The 25,981-nt window shown below is 46.1% G+C and carries 23 protein-coding genes; 2 read left to right on the top strand and 21 right to left on the bottom strand.

The features are described from left to right. Position 1: 1 nt before the first annotated feature. The 10 genes from J2X75_RS02245 to J2X75_RS02200 all read right to left on the bottom strand — a co-directional run bounded on the left by J2X75_RS02245 (position 2) and on the right by J2X75_RS02200 (position 11,978). Complete coding sequence (locus J2X75_RS02245; protein WP_262928150.1) at positions 2 to 781, bottom strand: manganese efflux pump; 780 nt, start codon at positions 779 to 781, stop codon at positions 2 to 4. Positions 782 to 923: 142 nt separating this feature from the next. Then, complete coding sequence (gene mutM / locus J2X75_RS02240; RefSeq protein ID WP_036669994.1) at positions 924 to 1,751, bottom strand: DNA-formamidopyrimidine glycosylase; 828 nt, start codon at positions 1,749 to 1,751, stop codon at positions 924 to 926. A gap of 118 nt (positions 1,752 to 1,869) precedes the next feature. Further along, positions 1,870 to 4,524, bottom strand: coding sequence for a DNA polymerase I (gene polA / locus J2X75_RS02235; RefSeq protein ID WP_310334067.1), 2,655 nt, complete (start codon positions 4,522 to 4,524; stop codon positions 1,870 to 1,872). 233 nt (positions 4,525 to 4,757) lie between these two features. Beyond that, positions 4,758 to 5,417, bottom strand: coding sequence for a phosphate signaling complex protein PhoU (phoU, locus tag J2X75_RS02230; protein ID WP_017689478.1), 660 nt, complete (start codon positions 5,415 to 5,417; stop codon positions 4,758 to 4,760). A gap of 63 nt (positions 5,418 to 5,480) precedes the next feature. After that, a complete protein-coding gene (pstB, locus tag J2X75_RS02225; protein ID WP_076209092.1) occupies positions 5,481 to 6,236 on the bottom strand; it encodes a phosphate ABC transporter ATP-binding protein PstB in 756 nt (251 codons plus the stop codon). Between the two features lie 229 nt (positions 6,237 to 6,465). After that, positions 6,466 to 7,647, bottom strand: a complete 1,182-nt coding sequence (locus J2X75_RS02220) for a methyl-accepting chemotaxis protein (RefSeq protein ID WP_310334065.1) — start codon at positions 7,645 to 7,647, stop codon at positions 6,466 to 6,468. Between the two features lie 152 nt (positions 7,648 to 7,799). Continuing rightward, on the bottom strand, positions 7,800 to 8,528 hold the full coding sequence (locus tag J2X75_RS02215; protein ID WP_091032528.1) for a response regulator transcription factor: 729 nt from the start codon (positions 8,526 to 8,528) through the stop codon (positions 7,800 to 7,802). A gap of 116 nt (positions 8,529 to 8,644) precedes the next feature. Further along, positions 8,645 to 10,465 (bottom strand): two-component system histidine kinase PnpS, encoded by a 1,821-nt coding sequence (gene pnpS, locus J2X75_RS02210; protein WP_310334063.1) that lies wholly within the window; start codon positions 10,463 to 10,465, stop codon positions 8,645 to 8,647. A 43-nt stretch (positions 10,466 to 10,508) separates the two neighbouring features. Beyond that, positions 10,509 to 10,856, bottom strand: coding sequence for a cupin domain-containing protein (locus J2X75_RS02205; RefSeq protein WP_310334061.1), 348 nt, complete (start codon positions 10,854 to 10,856; stop codon positions 10,509 to 10,511). 252 nt (positions 10,857 to 11,108) lie between these two features. Further along, positions 11,109 to 11,978 carry an SDR family oxidoreductase gene (locus J2X75_RS02200; protein ID WP_310334060.1) on the bottom strand — a complete coding sequence of 290 codons (870 nt, stop codon included), beginning with the start codon at positions 11,976 to 11,978 and terminating at the stop codon, positions 11,109 to 11,111. Between the two features lie 389 nt (positions 11,979 to 12,367). On the opposite strand from J2X75_RS02200, the gene J2X75_RS02195 reads away from it, so the two are divergent. Further along, positions 12,368 to 13,927 (top strand): histidine kinase N-terminal 7TM domain-containing diguanylate cyclase, encoded by a 1,560-nt coding sequence (locus J2X75_RS02195; RefSeq protein ID WP_310334058.1) that lies wholly within the window; start codon positions 12,368 to 12,370, stop codon positions 13,925 to 13,927. Positions 13,928 to 14,197: 270 nt separating this feature from the next. Here the strand turns inward: J2X75_RS02195 and J2X75_RS02190 are convergent, their stop codons facing one another. The 4 genes from J2X75_RS02190 to citZ all read right to left on the bottom strand — a co-directional run bounded on the left by J2X75_RS02190 (position 14,198) and on the right by citZ (position 18,268). After that, a complete protein-coding gene (locus J2X75_RS02190; RefSeq protein WP_124113831.1) occupies positions 14,198 to 14,623 on the bottom strand; it encodes a hypothetical protein in 426 nt (141 codons plus the stop codon). Between the two features lie 135 nt (positions 14,624 to 14,758). Then, complete coding sequence (mdh, locus tag J2X75_RS02185; protein ID WP_211081069.1) at positions 14,759 to 15,700, bottom strand: malate dehydrogenase; 942 nt, start codon at positions 15,698 to 15,700, stop codon at positions 14,759 to 14,761. 15 nt (positions 15,701 to 15,715) lie between these two features. Next, positions 15,716 to 17,008: an NADP-dependent isocitrate dehydrogenase gene (gene icd / locus J2X75_RS02180; protein ID WP_307414023.1), complete on the bottom strand. Its 1,293-nt coding sequence runs from the start codon at positions 17,006 to 17,008 to the stop codon at positions 15,716 to 15,718. A 147-nt stretch (positions 17,009 to 17,155) separates the two neighbouring features. Next, positions 17,156 to 18,268, bottom strand: a complete 1,113-nt coding sequence (gene citZ, locus J2X75_RS02175; RefSeq protein WP_017689488.1) for a citrate synthase — start codon at positions 18,266 to 18,268, stop codon at positions 17,156 to 17,158. Positions 18,269 to 18,798: 530 nt separating this feature from the next. Between citZ and ytvI the strand changes: the two genes are divergently transcribed. Then, positions 18,799 to 19,917: a sporulation integral membrane protein YtvI gene (gene ytvI, locus J2X75_RS02170; RefSeq protein ID WP_211081071.1), complete on the top strand. Its 1,119-nt coding sequence runs from the start codon at positions 18,799 to 18,801 to the stop codon at positions 19,915 to 19,917. 102 nt (positions 19,918 to 20,019) lie between these two features. Here ytvI and J2X75_RS02165 read toward each other — a convergent pair whose 3' ends face one another. The 7 genes from J2X75_RS02165 to J2X75_RS02135 form a co-directional block, all read right to left on the bottom strand. Continuing rightward, entirely contained in the window at positions 20,020 to 20,418 is a 399-nt protein-coding gene (locus tag J2X75_RS02165; protein WP_036609835.1) for an FxsA family protein, read from the bottom strand. Between the two features lie 7 nt (positions 20,419 to 20,425). Continuing rightward, a complete protein-coding gene (locus J2X75_RS02160; protein ID WP_310334052.1) occupies positions 20,426 to 20,962 on the bottom strand; it encodes an acyl-CoA thioesterase in 537 nt (178 codons plus the stop codon). Positions 20,963 to 21,063: 101 nt separating this feature from the next. Continuing rightward, the gene (pyk, locus tag J2X75_RS02155) at positions 21,064 to 22,491 is read right to left on the bottom strand and encodes a pyruvate kinase (RefSeq protein ID WP_017689492.1); all 1,428 of its coding nucleotides are present in this window, start codon (positions 22,489 to 22,491) and stop codon (positions 21,064 to 21,066) included. 105 nt (positions 22,492 to 22,596) lie between these two features. Then, positions 22,597 to 23,628, bottom strand: a complete 1,032-nt coding sequence (locus tag J2X75_RS02150; RefSeq protein ID WP_310334050.1) for an acetyl-CoA carboxylase carboxyltransferase subunit alpha — start codon at positions 23,626 to 23,628, stop codon at positions 22,597 to 22,599. Further along, entirely contained in the window at positions 23,629 to 24,522 is an 894-nt protein-coding gene (gene accD / locus J2X75_RS02145) for an acetyl-CoA carboxylase, carboxyltransferase subunit beta (protein WP_017689494.1), read from the bottom strand. It lies immediately after the preceding gene. A gap of 405 nt (positions 24,523 to 24,927) precedes the next feature. Continuing rightward, positions 24,928 to 25,116, bottom strand: coding sequence for a hypothetical protein (locus J2X75_RS02140; RefSeq protein ID WP_017689496.1), 189 nt, complete (start codon positions 25,114 to 25,116; stop codon positions 24,928 to 24,930). A 284-nt stretch (positions 25,117 to 25,400) separates the two neighbouring features. Beyond that, positions 25,401 to 25,892 carry a phosphatidylglycerophosphatase A family protein gene (locus J2X75_RS02135; RefSeq protein WP_036609851.1) on the bottom strand — a complete coding sequence of 164 codons (492 nt, stop codon included), beginning with the start codon at positions 25,890 to 25,892 and terminating at the stop codon, positions 25,401 to 25,403. Positions 25,893 to 25,981: the final 89 nt, after the last annotated feature.

The following is a 25,981-nucleotide window of genomic DNA, read 5'->3' as shown; positions in this document are numbered from 1 at the left end:
CTCATAACAGCTTCATTATTCCCATAATCATTAACAATAGTGCTGGCAATACAGATAGTCTTCGCATCCAGCGCAGGGCTGAGAATCGTAGTCCAACCTTCATGCCGAGTGACAGAAACGCCCCACTAAACAGGGCAATAATGAGTGCCGTCCATAGCGTGGGGAATCCCAAAAGAGCCGCTCCCAGGCCTGCTCCAAACGCATCCAAAGACAGGGCAATCCCCAGCCACATCGCTTCCTGAGCAGATATACTTCCCGAGTTATCCATATCTGCCTTGGAAGGGCTGCGAAGGATCTGAATGACGACCCCCAGCTTACGCAGCTCCAGTGTAAATACCATTCGTTCGAGAGAATCACCCGAAGCCGATTGCTCCAGATCCAGTGCAAGTACCTGATTCCTGCCCTTGGAATCCGGCAGCGTCCCTTGTACGTTTTTCCCCAGCGCATTAACCGTTGTTTCTCCTGCTCCCTCAACCGTTACGATGCCTGTTTCCAGCTGTTCTTTTCCTTGCTTTCGAATAAGTTGCAACAGTGACCATGCACCAATGCCTATTAATATAACGGCGCCCACAATGGAAGCGATATCCGGTGACACGACATGGGACAACAGCACACCAACTTGCATCGACAAGGCAATAACCAATCCCGAACAGATCGAAATAACAGCGATAGATAACAGGGGAATCTTAGTCCTCCGTAACCCATATGTAATCCCGACTCCAAAACCATCTAAACTAAGCGCCAAAGCAAGCGCCAGCAATGAAATAAAATGATGCAGCACCCCGGACTCCTCCTCTGTGCGGTACTCGTGCCAACTGAAGATGCCAGTATGGGTATACGCCCGCTTATTTCTGCCATATCAGTATATGGAGGGAGGAATCCAAGGGTGCTATGATTTCATCATTTCGTTCATTCAGTTCATGTTACAGCAGCTGACAGTTCGGACAAAAATGCGTGCCACGGCCACCAACCACCGTTTTTTCAATTAACGTACCACAAGTTGTACAAGGTTCTGATTTGCGTCCATAGATTTTCAGTTGATGCTGGAACATCCCCATCTCACCCTGTCCATTCACATAGGACTTAATGGACGATCCACCTGCATTCACTGCATCTTGCAACGTAGCCACAATCGCTTCATGGAGCACCGTTAACTGAGCTTCAGTCAGTGTCTTGGCGATGGTCTCGGGATGGATACCTGCGCGAAATAGAGCCTCGTCCACATAAATATTCCCGATACCGACCACATATGCCTGATTTAAAAGTACAGCCTTGATTTTGGTTGTACGCTTGCCAACCGCCTCGCGGAATGCAGTTACCGTAAAGGCTGGATCAAGCGGCTCCAGTCCCAGCTTCAGCAAAGGTTTGGACACCAGTTCCTCACCTGCATTAAACAGATGCATCGTACCGAACTGACGCACGTCCTTATAACGCAATTCCGTACCATCATTAAAATGGAAGATCACATGTGTATGTTTCTCCACATCTTCATGCTGCTCGTACACACCGTACCTTCCTTCCATCCGCAGATGGGAGACAAGCACCAGCCCGTCCAGCAAAATACGCAAAAACTTGCCGCGGCGCTCCACCCCAATGACGGTATGTCCTGCGAGTTCCATTGCAAATGCATCTATGTCGTCCGGCCGCTGAATAATCCGCGGCAAGCTAACGGTAACATGATCAATCGTTTTGCCCACAATAAGTTGATTCAATGTTCTTCTGACTGTTTCGACTTCCGGTAATTCCGGCATGATGTTCTCACCTCCCCTATATTATAACGGAAGATGGCGCTCAGCGGGACCCTTTTCTTATATCTCAAACATGGAAAGGCCTTTTGTAAAATACCGGAAAAACCGCGCGGCGCTTGATTTATTTCGCTTCGTACCAGTTATCACCGAAGCTGACTTCTGCTTTCAGCGGAACCGACAGTTCCAATGCTTTTTCCATAACAGAAGGCACTAACTCTTTCATCAGTTCCAATTCATCCGCAGGCACTTCGAATACAAGTTCATCGTGCACCTGAAGCAACATACGGCTCTTCAACTTGCGTTCCCGCAGCGCTTCATCCATCTGTACCATGGCCAGCTTGATGATATCTGCCGCTGTTCCCTGAATCGGTGTATTCATCGCCGTACGCTCTGCGAAGGAACGCAGATTGAAGTTACTGGCATTAATCTCTGGCAGGTAACGACGTCGTTCCAACAGCGTTTTGACGTAACCATCCTGACGAGCTTCCTTCACAATGTCATCCATATATCGGCGGACACCCTGGAACACTTCAAAATACTGATCAATAAACTGCGCAGCCTCTTTACGTGTAATATGCAGGTTCTGTGATAAACCATAATCACTTATTCCATACACGATACCAAAGTTAACTGCCTTGGCGGAACGACGCATATCCCCATCCACATCCTCAGGCTTCACGCCGAATACATCCGAAGCGGTCTTTGTATGAATATCCATATCATTGACAAATGCTTCCTTCAAGCGCTCATCGTCCGAAATGTGTGCCAGTACACGCAGTTCAATCTGGGAATAGTCTGCCGCCAAAATGGACCATCCGGGTTCGGAAGGAACAAATACCTTCCGGATTTTGCGACCTTCTTCCATCCGAATCGGAATGTTCTGCAAGTTCGGGAATTGACTGCTAAGTCGTCCCGTTGCAGCAATGGTCTGACGATAATACGTATGCACCTTGCCATCCCGATCGGATATCTCTTTGAGTAATCCTTCCACATAAGTGGATTGCAACTTGGCAAGCTGACGATATTGCAGAATATGCTTAACCACATCATTATAAGGAGCCAATTTCTCCAATACTTCCGCATCTGTGGAATAACCCGTTTTTGTTTTTTTCACCACTGGCAAGCCTAGTCTATCAAATAAAATCTCACCCAGTTGCTTCGGTGAATTCAGATTGAATTCTGTCCCTGACAACTTGTAGATTTCAGCCATGAGTCTGCTGATATGCTCTTCAAATTCACTTCCCAGCGCCTGCAGATCGGTTGTGTTAGCCTTAATCCCCTGCTTCTCCATATCTGCCAGAATACGCGACAACGGCATCTCCAGTTCATGGAACAGTGAATTCATCTCATCTGTTTCCAGCACCTGCTCCTGAAGTGGAATAATGGCTGCTACTGCAGCAGCTTTGCGGCACAGGAAATCACCCAAGATCTCCACTTCGGGTACCTTGTACTTGGCCCCTTTGCCCATAACCGTGTCATCCTCCACAAGTGACGGCAGACCATACTTGGTCGTAAGTCCACTAATCGTCTGGTTGGATTCCGTTGGATCAAGCAAATATGCAGCCAGTTGTACATCAAATGACGCACCAGCAAATTCAATGCCATGTGCATGAAGGGCCAGGTCTACGCGATGAAGATCATATCCGCGCTTCGGCTGGTCTGAATTACCAAGCCATGCCCGCACTGGAGCCGCAGCTTCAGAATGAAGCAATTCGGGAGATATGAACGTATATGTTCCAGCAGAACCTACAGCTAGTCCAATCAATTTCGCTTGGTGCGGGTTATCCCCATGTGTCTCCACGTGGAGGACATCAATGGAATCCAGTGAACTGAACAGCTCACTGATGTTGTCCTCTGTTGCAATGGAAGACTCCACCTCGGCAGCAGGGACCGCTTCCTGTTCAGAACCAATGCTGCCACTGAACGACAGGCGTTCGAGCAAGGATTTGAATTCCAGCTTCGCCAATGCAGGGCCAGCATGTTCTTCTTTTAATCCCGCAAATTGCATATCCTCCCACGTCTGCTCCAGCGGAACTTCCCGGTGAATCGTCGCGAGTTGTTTGCTCATCCGGGCATCTTCGGCATGGGCCTCGATCTTTTCTTTCATCTTGCCTTTCAGCTCACTTGTGCCATTCAGCACATCTTCTACCGATCCGAACTGGTGCAGCAGCTTCAACGCTGTTTTCTCTCCGACCCCGGGAATACCCGGAATATTATCGGACGCATCGCCCATCAGGCCCTTGAGATCAATGATTTGCAGCGGCGTCAGACCATAACGCTCTTTAATCTGAGCAGGATCATACAGCTCAATATCGGTTACCCCTTTGCGCGTCAGACCGATATGTACATTTTCGGAGGCGAGCTGCAACATATCTTTGTCACCCGATACAACGAGCACCTGTCTGCCCGCTTCATCTGCGCGTTTGGTTAACGTTCCGATGATGTCATCCGCTTCGAATCCAGCCAGCTCAAACTGAGCGATGCCAAGTCCTTTCAGCAGTTCTTTGAGCAAAGGGAATTGCTCTGACAACTCTGGTGGTGTTTTCTCCCGTCCACCCTTGTATTCCTGATACCCTTCGTGGCGGAACGTGATTTTGCCTGCATCAAATGCAACCATGACATGTGTAGGCTTATGCTCTTCAAGCAATCTCAGCAGCATCGTGGTGAAGCCATATACCGCATTGGTATGCAGACCTTTCGAGTTGGTCAGAGGCGGCATTGCAAAAAACGCCCTGTAAATAATGCTATTTCCATCTATGAGAATAAACTTGTCCATTCCAGCACCTCGCGTATTATATGGTCAACCTCTTCAATTTACATCTACTCTCATGATACCATACCCACCTGTCACATCAAAAAGAATAGCCTCTTTCACTTCACATTTAATCGCAAAAAAGAACCTTCTCCACAGACAGCTGTACACAGTCTACCTGAGAGAAAGTCCTTTTCCATTCATATGATTGCATTACTTAATCAGCACTGATTCCCCAATTCCAAAGTAGCACTCTTCTATTGATTCAGATCCGGACGTTTACCTGTCACCAGGTACACCGTGCTCTCACCAATATTGGTTGCATGATCGCCAATACGTTCAATGTAACGTCCAACCATCATCAGCAGCATAGCCTGTGAAGCCTGATTAGGATGCTCTGTCATTAACGTGTAGAGATCACTGATCATGTGGCTGTACAGTTGATCGACCTGATCGTCCGTTTGAGCCATTTTATAGGCCAGGTCTGTGTTTTCTTTCAGGAAAGATTCGATGGATTCATCAATCATGGATTTCACGATTTCTGCCATTTGCGGGATATCCACCAGAGGTTTTATCAGCTTCTGTCCATCCATCCGGAGTGTCACCTTCGCCACATCGAGCGCAAGATCTCCCATACGCTCCAGGTCACTGGAAATTTTGAATGCCACGATAATACGTCTGAGATCCTTCGCCACCGGCTGTTGTGTGATGATCAGTTTGGAGCCAAGTTCCATAATTTTGTCTTCAAGGGCATTCAGATTCGCATCATTCTTGATGATGACCTGAGCTTTCTCCGCGTTCATCGTTTGTAAACTCTCAATAGCACCATCCAATGCTGCTCCTACATGTTCACCCATTTGTTTGAGCAAGGTACGCAGCTCTTCAAGCTCCTGATCAAATTCTTTTCTGCGAATCATAGATTTCATGTCCTCCTTATCCATCATCTCCGGGTATGCCGGGATCATTCCAATTCAGCTCGCTTAACCGAACCTTCCAGATATATAATCCTCGGTCCGGGAATCTTGCGGTGTGGAGAATAACGTCTCCGTATCAGCTGCCTCCACCACTTCACCATTCAGGAAAAATACCGTGCGTCCAGATACCCGTGCCGCCTGGTGCATATTGTGGGTAACCATAACGATCGTATACTTGTGATGCAATTCCTTCACCAGCTCCTCAATCTTCAATGTGGAGATCGGGTCGAGTGCAGACGTTGCTTCATCCATCAGCAGAACGTCAGGCTGTACAGCCAGCGCCCGCGCAATACAGAGACGCTGTTGTTGTCCGCCAGACAAACTAAGTGCCGACTTTTTCAAAACATCCTTCACTTCATCCCATAGGGCAGCATGGACAAGACTTTGTTCCACCAACTGATCCAGTTCAGCCTTTTGGGTTACGCCGTGCAAGCGCGGTCCATAAGCGACGTTATCATATATGGATTTTGGAAAAGGGTTCGGTTGTTGGAACACCATACCAACTCGTTTGCGCAGTGTCTCCACTTCAATCTCGTTACTGTAGATATCGGAGCCACTCAGCATAACCTGTCCTTCCACACGAACACCCGGAATCATGTCATTCATCCGGTTTAACGTGCGAAGCAATGTCGATTTACCACAACCTGACGGCCCGATGAACGCAGTAACGGTTTTTTCCGGCAGATCCATCGATATATTTTTAAGCGCGTGATGCGTATCATAATATAAATTAAGATTTTCAATGTGAATGAGGTCCTTCATGGATGTTCACTTCTCCTTCGCTGCAGGGACACTAAAACTCCCTTTACGTTGAGACCGATACTGATATTCTTTCATCGCTGCTCGGCCATCTTTAATATCCTACCCTTTCATTGTAAAAACAGTATCACTTTCATGTTAACGGAATGTAAAAAAGACATCCTTAACCTTCATGATCTGCTTGATGGATCAATCTGATTGCTGATGCCTGCCTTATTGACTACCTTATAGTTTACTCACCATTCGAAACCATCTCATCCAGCTTCGTACGAATGTGCTCTGCCACTTCTCCAGCTTTCCCGCCTTCCATGGCGATCTCTTCTGCTATACGAGACAACTCTCTCACTGCACTGTTCAATTGTCGGAACGTTGCTCCCCCTGCGGTGACATGCACCGAACTGTTGTCAATCTCCGCTCCGCTTGCCTTAACCAGTTCAACAGTCTGAAGGGTCAATCCACCAACATTCTCTAACAATGAAGACATGTTCCCCGCAACCTCACGGGTCTGTTTTGCGAGCGCTCGAATCTCGCCTGCAACAATCTGAAAACCTCGTCCATATTCACCGGCATGAGCTGCTTCGATGGAAGCATTCAGGGCAAGGAGACCACTCTGATCTGCCAGGGAGCGAATGGATTGTGCCATGCCTGAGCCTGTTTTGATCGAATTCAGCATGTGATCCGCATGTTGACCTTGACTCTCCATATGCTGATGTACCCGGTTATAGGAAGCATCAACGTGCTTCAAACTCTCTTCGCCCTGCTTGGACAATGCCATGATCTCACGGGCCTCTTGAACGGTCTCATTAGCAGCATGAACCAGCTTGTTGACCGCCTCGTTGATTCTGGATATCTCCTGCCTGCTCTCGGACACCGTACGTACCCGTTCTGCCGAAGAAGCCTGTTGCAATCTGCGGGAGAGCGACATTACGTCACGCATCGTCAGCACACCAAGCAGTCTGCCTTGTTCCGTAACCAGCAGACAATCGTAGAAATGCTGTTCATCCCGTCCAAGTGCGATATCAATAATTGTTGAGGCTTCCATATGAATATCTGCTATAACCGGAGATGTATTCACTACTTGTATGACCGGCTTACGGTAGAATAGATCTGCAGCAAAACGGCCATTTAACATCCGATATAACGTCTCTCGCATTAACAATCCAGTAGGTTTCATCTGCTCATCACACAATACGATACATGGGTGCTCCTGATCTTGATTCATCAACGTAGCAGCTTCTCCACAGGTCGTATGGACCCCGGCGACAGGTACCTGACGATAATAGTCATGCAAATGGATTACAGGTTCTTCAGCACCCACCGTTACTTCATGATGCTGCTGTTCGGGTGTCGCTATATCTTCATTATGTAAAACAACATGAGGGTGGTCAGGTTTCACTTCGAGCAACATGGGCATAAATGCGCAATCTCCTTTACGTAATACCTCCGTCTTGAGGTGGATTATGTAGGTATAAAGTATCACTCAGATAAGTCCATGCTACTCCCTCTACGTAAAGAAAAATCTTCCTTTATGTTAAATGAACGTAAAATAAAACTCCCCGATCATTGCTAACTTGAATGATGGGGAGTTTTTCTTTTGACAACCAATTTATAACCTACACCACGAATGGAATCAATATGAACCGATTCCGGGTCCAACTCCAGCTTTTTACGTAATGAACTGACGTGAACATCCACGGTTCGTTGACCTCCGATATAATCAAAGCCCCACACAGCGTTCATCAGATCATCCCTTGTCAGTACCACACCCGGCTTTTTAGCCAAATATAGAAGTACTTCGAACTCTTTCGGACGCAGACTGATGGATTGTCCACCCAGTGTCACTTCATATTTCAAAGGGTAAATCTCCAGCTCTCCCAGAATAATTCGTGAGCCATCTTTGTCCTCAAGCTGTGGTAAATCTTCGCCATTGGAATAACGTCTTAATACCGCATCCACTCGGGCTAATAACTCTGATACACCAAACGGTTTGGTAATATAATCATCCGCACCCGATTTCAGTCCCTGTACAACCTCGGCTTCACCGTTCTTGGCCGTCAGAATGATAACCGGTGTACTGACACCCTGTATTCTTAACTTGTTCAGAATGTCCAGACCATTCATGCCCGGAAGCATCAGATCCAGCAAAATGAGATCAAATTCCTGGGACAAGGCCCGATCATATCCTGCAGATCCGTGATCCTCTGCCGTAACGTCGTAACCTTCCTGTGTCAGGTTATACGTGAGTAATCTTGATAATGTAGGTTCATCTTCAATAACTAGTAAACGCTGTGCCATGATACCCCTTCTCTCTTCATAGGTTGTCTGTTGCCACAACACTTTTTCTATCATAGCACTAATTTGTTAACGCGGTGTAAAACAATACAACCTTTTTACATTTTGATACCAGACGCCTACATCTCTTCGTCTTGAATGAATGGAAGGATCACACGGAACGTTGTCCCCATGCCCAATTCACTCTCTACAGACAATTTGCCATGATGCAGTTCCACCAGATGTTTAACGATGGAAAGTCCAAGGCCTGTGCCCCCTGAATTACGGGATCTGCCTTTATCAACACGATAGAACCGTTCGAAGATTCGCGGCAAATCTTTTTTCGGTATGCCAATTCCGGTATCCGACACTGCAAAGACAACTTCATCATCATTATCCATCGTCACCTGTAACTTCACTCGTCCACCATCGGGGGTATAGTTGATGCCGTTGGATAACAGATTGATGAAAATCTGCTTCATCTTGTCCTCATCCGCTTCGATGTACAGTTCCTCCGGAACATGCATTTCCAGACGAATCTGTTTTTTCTCCGCCACCTTGGACAAGGTGCCCAGCACCATTTCGAAGAAAGAGTGTACATGAACAGGTGAGCATTGCAGCGGTGCGCGTTTCGATTCAATTTTGGATAACTCCAGAATATCCCCAATTAATCGGTTAAGTCGATCTCCTTCATCATAGATGATTTTCAGGAATGATCGCTCTGTTTCCTTATCCTGTACCCCCCCACTGAGCAACGTTTCGGCAAACCCTTTGACCGCAGCGACTGGTGTCTTAAGCTCATGAGAGACATTTGCAACAAACTCACTGCGCATTGATTCCAGTCGGCGGATTGCTGTTACGTCCTGCAACAGGAACAACATGCCTCGATACCCGCCATCATCTTCGGACATCGGTACGCCATCAATACGGATCAGTTTTTCCTCCGGGTTGAACACACTCACTTCTTCATGCATCCGTTCTTTCAATGCAACACTCTCTTCAATGGTACGTGTTAATTCGTAGTGTCTCTTCAATTCAGTATAAGGCTTACTCGTAACCTTTCCTGCCTGAATACCAAGCATACGCTCCGCTTCCCGATTAACCAATGCAATGGACTGCCCAGCATCGATCATGACAATGCCTCCAGTCATGTTAGCAAGGACACTCTGTAGCAACGCTTCATTGTCACGAATCGTCTTCAGCTGGGACTGCAAGCTGTCTGCCATTCCGTTGATCGCAAGCCCCAACTGTCCGATCTCATCTCTACGCGTTACATCAACTCTAGCATCGTATTCCAGCTTGGTGATCCGATGAGCCACTTTTGTAATATGCTCAATCGGGGAGGTTAGTCCGCGTGCAACCCGATAACTGACAAACGCGACAATTAAGAACAGTAGTCCAAGTGCAGCAAACATAATCATCCAACCACGCTGGAGGCCCTGATCAACCGCATGCAGACTCATCGAAAGGCGGATGTAGCCATCAAATTTGCCGCTGGGCATTTCAATCATGTCACTTTGATCCGAATTCACAGGTAGCGCTACATACAGCATGTCTTGTCCCAATGTCTCACTGTAACGTATGGATTGCCCGTATCCATCTCCGACGGCACCCTTAATCTCCTCACGGTTCAAGTGATTATCCATGGATGCCGGATCACTCTCGGAATCTCCAATGACCATGCCGTCTTTATTGATGAAGGTTACACGGGAATCCGTCAGTCGATCCAGTTCCAGCGCTCGATCTGAATAATACTTTCGTGTGGCTTCCGAGGTTGGATCACTTGCATCATGGAATGGAAAAGTTGCTTTGAGCAAATTAATCTCGCGCACCATGGTTTGCTCTAATGCGGTTATATGCGTAGTTTTAAACACTCTGCCCATCGTATATCCAGCTACAATGACGGATACACCGATCAGCACCATCATAATGATGGCAAGGCGAATTCGAAACGGTCTCATCTATCTCTTCCTTTATAATCAGATTAACATCTTATGTCTTGCCCTACCTTGAATCCAGTTCAATTCGGTCCCCACGGGTGCCTGGATTGGAAATAACGAGAAACTCCACTTCTTCGTTGCTGCGATTCATCATTTGATGCGGCATTCCGGGGGCAATCTCTATTCCTTCATGGTTTTCCAGCACGAACATTTCACCATTAAGTTCCATACATGCTTCACCGCTGAGGATGAAAAAAAACTGACGGCTTACCGAATGGTAATGTCGTGTTTCAGCCGTTCCTGCAGGCATTCGCTCATGAATGATGCTCAATTTATCGTTTTGAACAAGGTGCCAGCCATCGCACTGTCCACCCCATATATAATGCGCTGCATTCTGTTTGCTAATTTTCATATGACTTATCCCTCCGAGTATAATTGCTCGATCTATCATATCACAGATTAGGGAGATTCCAGTCAGCAAGGCTATTCGTACAATATCATATATGTATCAACGCAGATGCAGACTTTTGTAAACAGCTGCTAACCGCATCTTAAACTTGCACATTCCCCTGATATAAAAAAGACGCACCGCTCAGCCATGCTGAATGCGATACGTCTCTCTACATATTCAATCCTATACGAATTCCGAAAGCATCTTAAAGAATTACCCGTTTACCACTTCACCGCCGTTCACATGCATTACCTGTCCGCTCACATACGAGGAATCATCTGAAGCAAGATATACATAGGCTGGAGCCAGTTCATCCGGTTGTCCCGGTCGCTTCATCGGTTGCGTTGCACCGAACTCGCTTACCTTTTTCTCATCAAAGGTGGATGGAATGAGCGGTGTCCAGATCGGACCTGGTGCAACGGCATTCACACGGATCCCCTTCTCAATCACATTCATCGACAGAGAACGTGTGAACGAAGTGATAGCTCCTTTGGTAGAGGAATAATCAAGCAGGGTCGGGCTCCCGCGATAGGCTGTGATGGATGTCGTGTTAATAATCGTACTGCCCTTCTTCAGGTGTGGCAGGGCTGCCTGCGTCACATAGAACATACCGAAGATATTGGTACGGAATGTTCGCTCCAGTTGTTCTGGCGTAATATCCTCCAGATTCTGTTGTGGGTGCTGTTCTGCAGCGTTATTCACGACAATGTCCAGTTTGCCCAGTTCATCCACTGTCTGCTGAACCGTCTTCTTCGCAAAGGCATCATCACCAATATCTCCGGCTATCAAGATGCACTTGCGTCCTTCCTGTTCGACCTGACGCTTCGTTTCCTTGGCATCTTCGTGCTCGTTCAGATATACAATGGCGATATCCGCGCCTTCCTTGGCATACGTAACAGCAACAGCACGTCCGATCCCACTGTCCCCCCCTGTAATGAGCGCTACCTTACCCGTCAGTTTACCTGCTGCCTTGTATTCAGGCTTTTCAAACTCCGGTCTGGGATGCATCTCTGATTCGATTCCGGGGCGTTGATCCTGGTGCTGTGCCGGCATTGTTTTTTGATTTTGTGGTGTAGTTGACATCTAATATTCTCCTTTCAAAATGTGAACATATTTGGATTACAGAAGACATGGACATAACTGCACACTTCCTTGTCTTTCGTTCTCTGAAAAAAGTCTCATTCTGTAGGATGGCAGTAACTGTCCAGATTATTCTTCTGCGATCAACAGCAACTCAAGTCTCAGTGTGCTGTCTCTATTCGTTATTTACCACGATCTTTGGACATCAAACAATCGATTTGCTTCAATACCTGTTTTCCAAAAATTCGAAATTTATTCGAAATTAGACTGTTTCATGATACAAAGTGTATTCCTATGCTGCTTGGGCTGATGTACAATGTACAGTATACTGATGTGCTTTAACTTTCATTTTTACTGGTTTAATCATTCTAACCTAACATGGAGACCTGACAATGGAATCGCATATTAATACATATATAACACTCGTAGCTACTTCAGCCGTGCTGAATGTCTTTTTGTGTTTATATACCTATTTCAGAAGATCCGAGATCCCCAGTTCCAAAATATTCATTCTCTACACAGCAGCACTCTCCATATACACTTTTGGGTATGCGATTGAGCTCGCCAGCAACACACTGGAGCAAATGAAGTTCTGGACCACCGTGGAGTATATAGGCATGCCTTTCTCCGCATCCCTTGGTCTCATGTTGATGATAAAGTACACAGGAAAAACGTTATCCAAAAAGGTAACTGCCGCATTGTTTGTAATCCCTTCCATTACTTTAGTTATGGTTGCAACCAATGACTTTCATCATCTTTTTTATAAAAAAGTATGGCTGAGAGAAAATAGTCCCGTACCTCTGATGGATATCGCAGTGGGTCAATGGTATGTTGTACACGGTGCATTCACGTTCTCCTGTCTGTTATGTGCCTGCCTCATTCTGATTGCACAATGGAAACACACCAAGAAAATGTACCGTCGTCAATTGCTGACTCTGATTACTTCACAGATTATTCCTATGGTCGCAGCTTTTCTGTATTTGCTTGGTTTGACTCCTGGCGGGATGGACCCCGTACCCGTACTCATGTGTATTACCTCTGCCATGTATATTTGGGCCATTCTATCCTCTCGTCTCCTGACCATCGTACCCATCGCCAAAGACAGTATTTTCGAGAGCATGCGTGAAGGTGTTATTGTACTGGATAGTTTCAATCGACTGGTCGATTACAACAGATCTCTGCGTGACATGTTGCCAGAGCTTAATACAACCATGATAGGTCAACCCTTGGATGATATCTGGCTTAATCTTGCTGGAAAGACGTTTCCCGTTGAATACGGAAGAGAAGGACTGCAAACCGATCTGTACTGGCAGTTAAATGGAGAGACCGTCTGTTATCAGGTCAGGACATCTTACGTGTATAACAAGGATGCACAGACTGTCGGCAGTCTAATTATGTTAATCGATATAACGGAACAACGCTTCTTGCAAGAACAGCTGAAACAACTGGCTTATTTCGATGGTCTGACCAAAATCTATAATCGCACTCAATTTTTGCATAGAGGACGGGAAATTTTGAGTGAAGCTCAGCTTAATCCGCAACCTGTTTCATTTATTTTATTTGATATTGATTACTTTAAACGCATCAACGATACCTACGGGCATGATGTTGGCGATCAGGCCATCATTCATGTGGTCTCTGTTTGTAATCGATATTTAAGCCCTGAGATGTTATTTGCCCGTTATGGAGGAGAAGAGTTTGTGATCGCTCTTCCGAATACCTCACTTCAAGAAGCCGAGAAACTTGCCGAACAACTGAGAGTTGCCTTGTTGAATGACCCCCTGGATGTTAAGGGAGTGCCTATTACACTGACCTCAAGCTTTGGTATTGCCCAGTACAATGGAGGGTCAGATTCGCTGGAGTCCTTGTTACGCGACGCTGATACTGCCTTGTACGAATCCAAGCGCAATGGTCGAAATGCAGTGCGTGCGTATACTGTGAGTACAACCTAACCAATGTAGACCGTGTCTGATGGAATATGCATGCTGTTATGTATGATAGTGATCCCTCTATAGTTCCAGTTCAAATAAACCGAGGACTGCTAATTTCATCATCCTGGTAATAACAAAAAAATAGACAGCCAATGAGGCTGTCTATTTTTTGTTTGTTTCAACGAAACACCATCTTACATATCATCTGGCTTGTCCTAATTACTTCTGCAAACGCTTAACCAACGACTAACAATACATCTTTGTAGGGTGGATTAACCGTCCACAACGCACTTAGATCACCTGATTATTCACCATCAGGTACACCATGATTAGCAAGAATACAGCCAGAAGTGTACTGAACATACGGATCTTGCTTTGCTCAGGACCCACATCACGCTTGTTTTTCACACCTTCTGCAGCGAGTCGGAGCGGTTTACCCATAATTCCTCCAATAGCCGCAATAGCCAAGAGCAGAACAACAACGACAGCCATCCAGACATGAGAATACTCACCTTTGGTCATCAGGTAACCACCAGTAAGAAGTTGGATTACAAGTCCATACTGCGCGACTTTGTTCAAAGAACGAAGCGATGCAAAGGCTCCCTCTTGTGCTGCAGCATTCAAGGTACGGATCTTACCGACCACAAATGGCAGAATCAAATAGAATCCCATCGCCAGTGCTCCAATAATATGGAGCAGATACATAATCATTGTCAAAATTTTCATCCTCCTCAACATTTTCGGTGTGCTATACATCACATCCCATTATACTGGGGATCTTATCCAAAGAAAAGAAAACCTCCGGGTTTACCGGAGGTTTTCTTTTAGCTTCTGTTCAAAAAGTTTTCAAACTTACAGGTTTACTACCGAAATGACGTTGCGAACCGAATCAGCCGATTTGTCCAACCCTGCTTTTTCTTCCGTTGTCAGTTCAAGTTCGAATATTTTCTCAATGCCGTTACCACCTAGAATGGTTGGTACACCGAGGAACAGATCATTATAGCCATATTCACCTTCAAGATAAGCGATCACTGGAATGATACGTTTCTTGTCCTTCAAAATCGCTTCGGTCATCTGAACAAGTGAAGCCGCCGGTGCGTAATATGCACTACCGTTACCGAGCAGGTTGACAATCTCACCACCGCCTACACGTGTGCGCTGCACGATGGATTCGATCCGGTCAGCCGGAATCAGCGTATCGATCGGAATGCCTCCCACGCTCGAATAACGAACGAGGGGTACCATATCGTCTCCGTGGCCGCCAAGAACGAATCCACGAACATCTTCAACAGATACATTTAACTCTTGCGCAATGAAGGTACAATAACGTGCTGTATCCAGAACACCTGACTGACCGATAACACGGTTTTTAGGAAAACCAAGGGTCTGATAAGCAGCATAAGTCATCGCATCCACCGGGTTGCTTAGAATAATGACGATGGAATCAGGGCAATATTTTTTCACATTTTCACAAACGGACTTCACAATACCCGCATTCGTATTGACTAGATCGTCGCGGCTCATACCCGGTTTACGGGCGATACCAGCCGTGATAATTACAATCTCAGAACCTGCAGTATCTTCGTAGTTGGAAGTACCGACGATATGACTGTCAAATCCTTGAACAGGACTTGCTTCCATCATATCGAGTGCTTTCCCCTTCGTCGGGTTCTCCAGTTGAGGAATATCAACCAGCACAACATCCCCGAGTTCTTTTTGGGCAAGCATTAATGCGGTCGTAGCACCAGTAAAACCGGCGCCGACTACTGTGATTTTTTTGCGCTGAATAGTCAAGATTCACATCTCCCCTTACAGGTTTTTAATGATTTGATCCGCGAATTCAGAACATTTCACTTCAGTAGCGCCGTCCATCAGACGTGCAAAGTCATACGTTACTGTTTTATTGTTAATGGATGTTTCCATACCTTTGTAGATCAGGTTAGCTGCTTCTTGCCATCCCAAGTGCTCAAGCAACATTACTCCGGACAGAATAACGGAACCAGGGTTCACGACATCTTTGTCCGCGTATTTAGGTGCAGTACCATGAGTTGCTTCGAAGATAGCATGTCCTGTTACGTAGTTGATGTTCGCTCCAGGAGCGATACCAATTCCGCCAACTTGCGCTGCAAGTGCATCGGACAGATAGTCACCGTTCAGGTTCAATGTTGCGATAACATCAAATTCGCCTGGACGAGTCAATACTTGTTGCAGAGCGATATCGGCAATCGCATCTTTTACGATGATTTTACCAGCATCTTCAGCGGCTTTTTGAGCTGCATTCGCTGCATCTGTACCTTCGTTATCTTTGATGATGTCATATTGTGCCCAAGTGAATACTTTGTCAGCGAACTCATCTTCAGCCACTTCGTATCCCCAGTTTTTGAAGGCACCTTCGGTAAATTTCATGATATTACCTTTGTGTACCAATGTAACACTCTTACGGTTATGATCGATTGCGTATTGAATTGCTGCACGTACCAAACGTTTCGAACCTTCGGAAGAAACTGGTTTGATACCGATACCGGAAGTCTCAGGGAAACGGATTTTGTTAGCACCCATCTCCTGTTGCAGGAACTGGATCACTTTTTTCACTTCTTCAGAACCTTCAGCATACTCGATTCCTGCATAGATATCTTCCGTATTCTCACGGAAAATGACCATATCTACCAGCTCAGGACGTTTAACCGGAGAAGGTACACCGTCGAAATAACGAACAGGACGCAGGCATGTGTACAGATCAAGCTCTTGACGCAGGGCTACGTTCAGGGAACGAATGCCGCCACCGATTGGCGTAGTCAATGGTCCTTTGATCGCTACGATATACTCACGAATGGCTTCCAGTGTATCATTCGGCAACCACTCACCGTATGTATCGAATGCTTTTTGTCCAGCAAACACTTCATACCATGCGATTTTTTTGTTGCCATCATACGCTTTTTCAACAGCTGCATCCAATACACGTTTGGAAGCTTTCCAGATATCGCGGCCTGTACCGTCACCTTCGATAAATGGAATGATTGGATTACTAGGTACTTGAAGTGTACCGTTATCAATTTGGATTTTTTCGCCTTCAGTTGGGTGAGCAAATTTTTCTAATTTCATAGTTAAAATTCCTCCTAGGTTTCGTATATGCAGTATTCATCATACCACTAGTCTTGTTGAGAGAAGGGTCCTGAGAGCTCAAGCCAGTAACGCCTCTGCTTTCCAACCCTTCACCTCGTCTATATTATTATACTGTTTTTGCGGCTATTAGCGAAGTTCAATAGAAACGTATTTCTGTTCTGTAGGCCCAGTGTACTCCGCACGTGGACGAATGATGCGATTGTCCGCAAGCTGTTCCAAAATATGCGCAGTCCATCCAGAAACCCGACTGATAGCAAAGATCGGAGTGAACAATTCCTGTTCGATCTCCAGTTGGGTATATACAGAAGCAGAATAGAAGTCTACGTTAGGCTTCAGTCCTTTTTGTCCTGTTACCAATTCCTCGATCTTCACAGACATATCATACAAGCGCGTATCATTGTTCATCTCGCCAAGTTCCTTGGACATCTTCTGTAGATGTTTGGCGCGTGGATCACCGTTTTTATACACCCGATGTCCAAAGCCCATGATTTTTTCACGATTATTCAGTTTTTCCTGAATTGCCGCTTCAAGACGATCTGGCGTACCGATCTCATTCAACATTTTCATAACGGCTTCATTAGCACCGCCATGCAGTGGTCCCTTCAGTGCTCCAATGGCGGAAGTTACACCGGAATAGATGTCCGACAGCGTCGCAACCGTTACACGGGCTGCAAATGTCGAAGCGTTTAACTCGTGATCCGCATGCAGGACAAGGGCTTGATCCAATGCTTTCACTGCGGTCTCGGATGGTTCTTCACCAGTCATCATATATAAAAAGTTCTCTGCGATGGAAGCGCCTTCTTTTGGAGCCACAGGTTCTTTGCCCTGACGGATACGGGCGATGGCTGCCACAATCGTTGGCAACTGTGCTTGCAACTTAACCGCTTTGTTCTCATTCGCTTCCGTTGTCATCTCATCCGCTTGCTCGTCGTACAGTGCAAGTGCAGAGACAGCGGAACGAAGTGCTGCCATGGTACTGACGTTTTTCGGATACAATTGGATTTGTGCAATCAACTCGCTCGGAATCGGCGCGTAATCGCTCAGGCTTTTACGAAGGGATTTCAGTTCATCCGTTGTTGGCAATTTACCAAACCACAACAAATAGGCAACTTCTTCAAAGCTGGCATGTTCAGCCAAATCGTCGATATCGTAACCACGGTATGTGAGCACACCGTCTACAATAGAACTGATCGAAGAGGTTGTTGCAACGATGCCTTCCAGACCTTTGGTAGCTGTCATATACATCTCTCCTTTAATAAGCGAAATCAGGAACCATTCCAGAGTGTCATATAAGTGCCAAAATGCACCTATTCTCTTTTTGTAAACATTTTCATTTTAAAATTAACAAATATTTCAAACTGCGGTTTTCCTATCTGTCAATCGGTATTTACTTATAACATCATACTGGATTTTGTCGTTTATGTGAACATGATGAGAGTTCATTCGCACATCAAACTTCTTTATCGGACTGATAAAGCATTTTTGAAAGCCTTTACAAAAACAAGGTTGACATTTAATGTTTTTTAACCAATCCTGTCGTATGAGGAACTTTCTATTGCTATATTCTGTAATACTAAGGCATACTCTAGGCAAAAGAAAGAATCCTCGTAGATCTTGTGCAAAAGTCCGCTTTTGAACAAGATCTGGTAACATCCCGGCGTTTCAAAACCTTGTAAATGCTCTATATTAATTAAGATAGCCATCTATTTCTAATACTGCTTCATGGATCATACATAGGTCGGCTTAATTGAAATAAGGAGAGTTGATGCTTGGATAGAATAATAATGAAACGCCTGCTCCGGGGCCTATGGGTTATCATTGCGGCCGTTCTGATCGCCGTTGCCATATACTTGCTGTTCCCGCTCTTGTACCCTTTTGCAATTGCCTGGATTATCGCCTATGCCATGAATCCATTAGTGAAACTGCTTCAGCATCGAGCACGATTCCCGCGCTGGCTGGCTGTGACTCTTTCATTGATCCTTTATTTTGGAGCCATTGCGGTGGTGCTGTCTGCGGCGATTACCCGCATGGTAAAAGAAGTTATTTCACTTACGACAAGCTTTGATCTTCATGTTGATGAGATCAAGGACACGTTTGTACGCTGGACCCAGAATGACACCATTCAAAGTTTGACTGCGCAGATCAATGAATTTTACAAGGAAAATCCCAACTATCAGGAAACCATCAACAGCAATATTAGTAAAACAACTGAAACGGTGGGTACAGCCGTGACAGATCTGGTCACCGGATTTTTCAACATGATTCTGAGTCTGCTGACATCACTGCCTAACATGGGCGCGGTATTAATCGTTGTGTTATTGTCTACATTCTTCATTAGCAAAAGCTGGACCCGGCATAGCATTACCGTATCGGGCTGGGTGCCCTCTTCCATTCGCAAGCCGATATCCGACATATGGACTGATCTTAAAAAGGCACTGTTCGGATACGCAAGAGCACAATTGATTATGATCTCGATCACAGCACTATTTGTCATGATTGGACTGCTTATATTGCAAGTCAATTCAGCCTTCACCATCGCTCTGATGATTGGTTTGGTCGATCTGCTTCCTTATCTGGGTGTTGGTCTGGTCATGGTGCCCTGGGCAGCATACCTCTTTATGAATGGGGATCTGTATCTGGGTATTGGCATTAGTATTATCTATCTGATCTTATTGATCGCCCGTCAGATTATTGAACCGAAGGTACTTGCAAGTAGTGTAGGGCTCGACCCACTCGCCACCCTGGTTGGCATGTTTGTGGGTTTGAAGTTGTTCGGTGTTCTGGGCTTGATCATTGGCCCTGTCAGTCTCGTGATTCTTGATGCGTTCAATCGGGCTAACGTATTACGTGACCTTAGAACGTATATCATCAACGGACGTGTCCGATGAGGCATCATCTTATGAGCACACAGGTAAAATAGAATAAGGCTTCGTTCAACAGAAATCATCTGCTGAGCGGAGCCTTTTCCATTATGCATAACAACTGGTGTTTCATTTCGGGCGACGATAAAACGTAATTTTTCCACTTTTCATTTTTTTCTCCAACCATCCCAGGAAGAACAGACGGTAAACCGGACGTGTTAATGGAAATACCAGTGTAAACCCGATCAGATCCGTCACAAAACCTGGAATCAAGAGCAGGAAACCACCGACAAAAATAAAAAGACCATCGACCATTTTTCTTCCAGGTACCTTGCCACGCTCCATCTCGGATTTGGCGTCTACAAGTACTTTTCGCCCTTCAAACTGCAACATTGCTATACCAATCAAGGACGTGAGAATCATGAGAAGCAATGTCTTTCCGGCTCCGATCCAGTCACTCATCAGAATAAAACCAAATAATTCAATCACCGGAATGATTAAGAGTAAAGCCCACATCCATTTTCGCATTGATGTATTACCCCTTTCCCGAAAGCCACACCTTTTCAAGCGCGCTGTATAGCTCAGAGGCTGCCTTATCCAGCCGAACTGGCTTCCAGTCCCCATTCACCCATACATGCTGGGTAGAACCTGTGACTAGCCGTTCACCAGGGAGTGATTCATCAGCTGACCATACCCGTTCTCCAATCGCCATATGCTCATCAGGTTCTTCAGACATGCGTCTTACGTCATACTCATAGTTCAGTCGCAGACCACTAAATGCAGCAATACGGGTGAAAATGATAATCTCATCATCATATCGGGCAGGCTTGTGATACTTCACATCCAGTCCGGTTACGGGAAGCAGTAACCCCTGTTCCTCTATTTTACGATATGTATACCCCATTTGGCGAATCATCTCAGTTCGGCCGATTTCAAACCAATTCAAATAGTTCGCGTGGTAGACCACGCCCATCTGGTCACTTTCTTGATAGCGTACACGAAGACGTGCCGCATACCAGCTACCATTGCTCTGTTCTCGCACGTGATCGGCCTCCTTCGTTCTATCATTCATACGTGTTACATGGTTGTAAAGTGTCAATAAGATGGAAAAAAAGCAACGGGACAAGAACGCCCCATTGCTTCTTTCCTGTTGCTTCTCCATCCAAGACGCGATTAAGCGTTGTTTGGAATTTGGCTTACTTTAATCAGGTTGGTAGAACCGGAACGACCCAAAGGTACACCTGCTGTGATCACAACCAGGTCTCCTTCTTTAACAAGCCCGGATTTTACGCCGCCTTCAATTGCGTTTTCGAACAAAGCATCCGTGGAATCAACCAGTCTTCCTTTGACAGGAGTTACACCCCAAGCCAGAGCCAAACGACGGGAAGTTCTGTCTTCCGTTGTCACAGCGATGATTGGAGATTCTGGACGATACTTGGAAATCATGCGTGCAGTGTGTCCTGATTCAGTCGAAGTGATGATCGCTTTTGCGTTCAAATCTTGAGCTTGGAGAGCAACCGATTGGCTGATTGCTTCTGTAACTGTTGTTTGTTGAGCAACACGTTGTTTCAGGTACAACTCTTGGTAAGGCAGAGCAGATTCTGCTTTTTCAGCAATACGGGACATAGTCAGAACAGATTCAACTGGGTATTTACCCGCAGCTGTCTCACCGGACAACATGATTGCGTCCGTACCGTCGAAGATCGCATTCGCCACGTCACTTGCTTCCGCACGTGTTGGACGCGGGTTACGCTGCATGGAATCCAGCATTTGTGTAGCTGTGATAACCGGTTTACCTGCAACATTACATTTTTGGATCATGCGTTTTTGTACCAATGGTACTTCTTCCGCAGGAATCTCAACACCCAGGTCTCCACGAGCAACCATCAGGCCGTCAGACACTTCAAGGATTTCATCGAGGTTATCGACACCTTGTTGGTTTTCGATTTTGGAGATGATTTGGATATGTCCAGCATTGTGTTTTTCAAGCAATTCACGAATCTCAAGTACGTCACTTGCTTTACGTACAAAAGAAGCCGCGATGAAATCGACACCTTGTTCGATACCAAATACGATATCGTTAGCGTCTTTTTCGGTGATACCCGGCAGAGAAATGGCAACGCCCGGAACGTTAACACCTTTTTTGCTTTTGATCGATCCGCCGTTAACGATACGACATTTGATCTCGGTGCCTTGCACTTCCACCACAGTCAGTCCGATCAGACCGTCGTCGATCAGAATTGTAGATCCCGGTTCAACATCATTCGGAAGATCTGTATACGTAATGGAAAGACGTTCTTTGGTTCCCAGAATTTCTTCTGTTGTCAAAGTGATGTACTCGTCTTGAACCAATTCAATTGGTTCAACTTCGAGTTTACCTGTCCGAATTTCCGGTCCTTTGGTGTCCAGCAGGATCGCTACTGTTTTGTTCAACTCTTCGCATGCTTGGCGAATCGCAATGATCCGTCCGCCGTGCTCATCGAAATCACCGTGGGAGAAGTTCAAACGGGCCACATTCATACCGGCCATAATCAATTTTTTGGTGTTCTCCAGAGATTCACTGGATGGACCAATGGTACATACAATTTTCGTTTTACGCATTTTGGGTTTCCTCCGATTTTAAAGGTATTACTCTTTATCTATTTTTCTTTTTCCAACTATTAAATTTACTATACTTTTGCTCATTTGTATAGGAAATTCGTCACATTATTCAGCATTTCCCGACAAATTACTCGCAACATCGACTTCTACAAGCTCTTGAGGGGCTTCACTGGATGCTTGAGGTTCAAACGTGACCGATCCAATTTTACGGAATTTCTCATAACGATCCTGTTTCAGCTGATCCCCGCTCCAACCCTTCATATCGTCGAGATGACGGACCAAAGCTTCACTGATGAAAGCAGCAGACGCTTCATAATCCCGATGAGCACCGCCGCGTGGCTCAGGGACAATCTCTTCAATGACTTCCATCTCCAGCAGGTCTTTGGCTGTTATCTTCATTGCTTCAGCCGCCTGATCTGCCTTGGATGCATCCTTCCAGAGAATCGAAGCAGCGCCGTTCGGAGAGATTGCAGAATAGATCGCATGTTCCAGCATTAACACACGATTACCCACAGCCATAGCGAGGGCACCGCCGCTTCCACCTTCGCCGATGACAACAACAATAACAGGAACCGATAGCTTCGCCATCTCCATCAGGTTGCGAGCAATCGCTTCCGATTGACCTCTCTCTTCTGCAGTATTACCCGGATACGCCCCTTTAGTATCAATAAACGTAATAATAGGACGGCCAAATTTGTTTGCTTGTTTCATCAGACGAAGTCCTTTTCGGAATCCTTCTGGATGAGCACTACCGAAAAAGCGGGCGATATTATCCTTCGTGTCTTTCCCCCGCTGTTGTCCGATTACCGTTACTGTCTTTCCATTCAACTTGGCAAGCCCACCAACAACCGCAAGATCGTCTCCGAACATGCGGTCACCATGCAGCTCAATGAAGTCTGTAAATATCAGCTGGATCAGGTCCAGCGCCGTTGGGCGCTGCTGATGACGGGCCAGATGCATTTTTTGAGCTGCTGTTATGCCAGTGTAGATCTCTTCTTCAAGTCTATGGTAACGTTCTTCCAGGCGGGCAATCTCGTCCGTAAAGTCGATGCCTTTTTCCTGTCCAAACTGTACGAGTTCATCAATCTTTTTGCGCATCTCAACCAGAGGCGCTTCATATGGCAACTCACCCGCCATTTAGACCCCTCCTTTTTCACTATGCATATCCAAAAGCTTGCCAAGAGTGGCCCGAAGCTCTTTCCGGTGGACAACCATGTCCAACTGACCGTGCTGCATATTAAATTCAGCCGTCTGGAAATCATCAGGTAACTTCTGACGGATGGTCTGTTCGATAACGATTCTGCCGGCAAAACCAAATACAGCGCCAGGTTCGGCAATATTAATATCGCCCAGGCTCGCAAAACTTGCCGAGACTCCACCTGTCGTTGGGTCCGTAATGACCGAAATGTACAGCCCGCCCTGTTCATCCAAACGGGATAAAGCTGCGCTTGTTTTGGCCATTTGCATGAGGCTGAGAATACTCTCCTGCATCCGGGCGCCACCTGATGTAGAGAAAATAATCAATGGTAACCGTTTCTCTGTTGCATGCTCAATGGCACGGGTAATTTTCTCCCCTACAACAGAACCCATGCTGCCTGTGAAGAAATCAAAGCTCATGACAGCCACAACTACAGGCAGGCCCTCAATGGTTCCTTCCCCTGTAATTACCGCTTCCTTCAGGCCCGATTTCAGACGCTGTTGTTCCAATTTGTTGCTATATCCTGGAAAGCCAAGTGGATCAACCGATATCATATCAGCGTCAAACTCAACAAATCCTTGATCATCAAGTACCATAGCAATGCGCTCCATAGCGTTTAGACGCATATGGTAACCGCAGGCAGGACATACTTTCAGATTTTTCTCCAATTCCTTGCTATATTGAATGGTGCCGCATTTGCTGCACTTGTTCATAAGCCCTTCAGGTATTTCACGTTTTGGGCGTTCTAGGACTTCCTGGCCTTCGCCGGGAAGTGCACGCTCGGAAGGTATGGTAGCGTACTTCCGTTTCTTCTGGAATATATCTTTGAACACAACTACACCTCTCCAGCCGTTGATTTGATGGCCGCAACCTGCAGAGCGCTGCTTGTGGCAGCTTCATCCGCGTGCTACGGTAAACCGCTTACGACCCACACGCTGCCATGGGCCTTGTCCAGCATTCACAACAAAAAAATCCGCCGGTATAGGGCAAGGATCACCGGCTTTTGTCAGCACGATTGATGTTACCTGCAAAAACCGAAAGATTGTTGCGCCGATGTTTGAATCTATCTTGGTAGGGTCTCCGGGAGCAACCAGGTCGGTCCTTGTCCTAACAAAAAAAGAAGGAAGGACAGCAGCATACAATACATGCAAGTCGATTCCTCTCTCCGCTTACGCGATTAGTCCCTTATGTACCGATGGTACTTCTTCATCTGCCAAGGCACGTCGATGTCGAACAAATCAGGAATGCAGAATGGAATTCAGCACTTCCTGGACCTCTTCCAATTCCCCAGAAGGGACGCGAATCTCAAATTGCTGCTTGGATAAACTGATGGGACGGGTCTGTACCAGAAAACCTTCTTCCGAAAGCTTGGTCTTGATCTTGTCCGCAACCTTTGCTGTCGGTGCAATGTAAATCACCGTCCACATGCCTTGTCCGCCCCCTAAGCTAATGTTCAGAGCCCGTATATTGGACTAATGATAACATACCTCACTTTTTTTCTGCAAGAAAGGGTTCGGGACCTTTGGGGAGAATTTGGGATCATGAGGGACATTAGTCCCCCACGAATAACTCATATGGTTGACGAAATCTTCTTGTTCTTACCTCTTCCATAAGCAGCCGCAAGCTTATCAGGGCAGCGTCAGCCGCCCTTGAAGACCTTCATATGAGCCATTAGATTGACCATAACAGACAAGCATGGAAATACAGGGGGTTAAAGGTCTGAGGGGTATTTTTTGGCTTTAATATTTTTGTGTGCAATCCGGGCAGAAGCCGCAGCGGCCACCCCTGCGACCAAATCATCCAAAAAGACATGAATGGCTGTTGTGTGTTCGTTCAAATCATGAATTACACCTATTTTTTCTTTATCCAGGTAACCAAAGCTGGTTAAACCGATCATACCATACACATGAGTAATGCCGAGGGCCAGAGTCTCGTCCACTCCATACAGGGATTCATCCGCTTCCATAATAGCCTGTAACGGTTGGGGCAAGAGTTTTTTCTCCGCAAGTTCGTCGAGAGCAATACCCGTATAGAGCGTATATTGCACCTCTCGTTTCTGCAGAACGGATTTCACGCTGGTTACACAGTCGTCCAAGGTCAGTTCGGGGTGGTACCCTTTTTGCAGACGGTATACAATTGCTGCGATTGCATCAATCCGTACACCCCGCCGGGCCAGCATGGCTTCTACGATTTCATATGACATATCTCGACCTCCCGCATCAATCCCCCGAGGACCGCGAGGTCCTTCGGTGTTCTCAAGTGTATGCAGCAACCTGTTAAAATGTTCATAAA

The sequence above is a fragment of the Paenibacillus sp. 2003 genome, assembly GCF_031455635.1.
GTDB classification, from domain to species: Bacteria; Bacillota; Bacilli; order Paenibacillales; family Paenibacillaceae; genus Paenibacillus; species Paenibacillus amylolyticus_B.
The sequence above is the reverse complement of the archived record's forward strand: the minus strand, read 5'-3'. Positions and strand labels throughout refer to the sequence as shown.

Bases quoted from the DNA above. Each gene is read 5' to 3' on its own strand.
- J2X75_RS02195 (WP_310334058.1), top strand. From the start codon at position 12,368: ATGGAATCGCATATTAATACATATATAACACTCGTAGCTACTTCAGCC.
- J2X75_RS02165 (WP_036609835.1), bottom strand. From the start codon at position 20,418: ATGCGAAAATGGATGTGGGCTTTACTCTTAATCATTCCGGTGATTGAA.
- icd (WP_307414023.1), bottom strand. From the start codon at position 17,008: ATGAAATTAGAAAAATTTGCTCACCCAACTGAAGGCGAAAAAATCCAA.
- polA (WP_310334067.1), bottom strand. From the start codon at position 4,524: ATGGACAAGTTTATTCTCATAGATGGAAATAGCATTATTTACAGGGCG.
- J2X75_RS02205 (WP_310334061.1), bottom strand. From the start codon at position 10,856: ATGAAAATTAGCAAACAGAATGCAGCGCATTATATATGGGGTGGACAG.
- J2X75_RS02135 (WP_036609851.1), bottom strand. From the start codon at position 25,892: ATGTCATATGAAATCGTAGAAGCCATGCTGGCCCGGCGGGGTGTACGG.
- pyk (WP_017689492.1), bottom strand. From the start codon at position 22,491: ATGCGTAAAACGAAAATTGTATGTACCATTGGTCCATCCAGTGAATCT.
- J2X75_RS02215 (WP_091032528.1), bottom strand. From the start codon at position 8,528: ATGGCACAGCGTTTACTAGTTATTGAAGATGAACCTACATTATCAAGA.
- citZ (WP_017689488.1), bottom strand. From the start codon at position 18,268: ATGACAGCTACCAAAGGTCTGGAAGGCATCGTTGCAACAACCTCTTCG.
- mutM (WP_036669994.1), bottom strand. From the start codon at position 1,751: ATGCCGGAATTACCGGAAGTCGAAACAGTCAGAAGAACATTGAATCAA.
- phoU (WP_017689478.1), bottom strand. From the start codon at position 5,417: ATGATTCGCAGAAAAGAATTTGATCAGGAGCTTGAAGAGCTGCGTACC.
- J2X75_RS02140 (WP_017689496.1), bottom strand. From the start codon at position 25,116: ATGTGGACGGTGATTTACATTGCACCGACAGCAAAGGTTGCGGACAAG.
- pstB (WP_076209092.1), bottom strand. From the start codon at position 6,236: ATGAAGGACCTCATTCACATTGAAAATCTTAATTTATATTATGATACG.
- J2X75_RS02150 (WP_310334050.1), bottom strand. From the start codon at position 23,628: ATGGCGGGTGAGTTGCCATATGAAGCGCCTCTGGTTGAGATGCGCAAA.
- J2X75_RS02160 (WP_310334052.1), bottom strand. From the start codon at position 20,962: ATGAATGATAGAACGAAGGAGGCCGATCACGTGCGAGAACAGAGCAAT.
- J2X75_RS02200 (WP_310334060.1), bottom strand. From the start codon at position 11,978: ATGTCAACTACACCACAAAATCAAAAAACAATGCCGGCACAGCACCAG.
- pnpS (WP_310334063.1), bottom strand. From the start codon at position 10,465: ATGAGACCGTTTCGAATTCGCCTTGCCATCATTATGATGGTGCTGATC.
- J2X75_RS02220 (WP_310334065.1), bottom strand. From the start codon at position 7,647: ATGCCCATGTTGCTCGAAGTGAAACCTGACCACCCTCATGTTGTTTTA.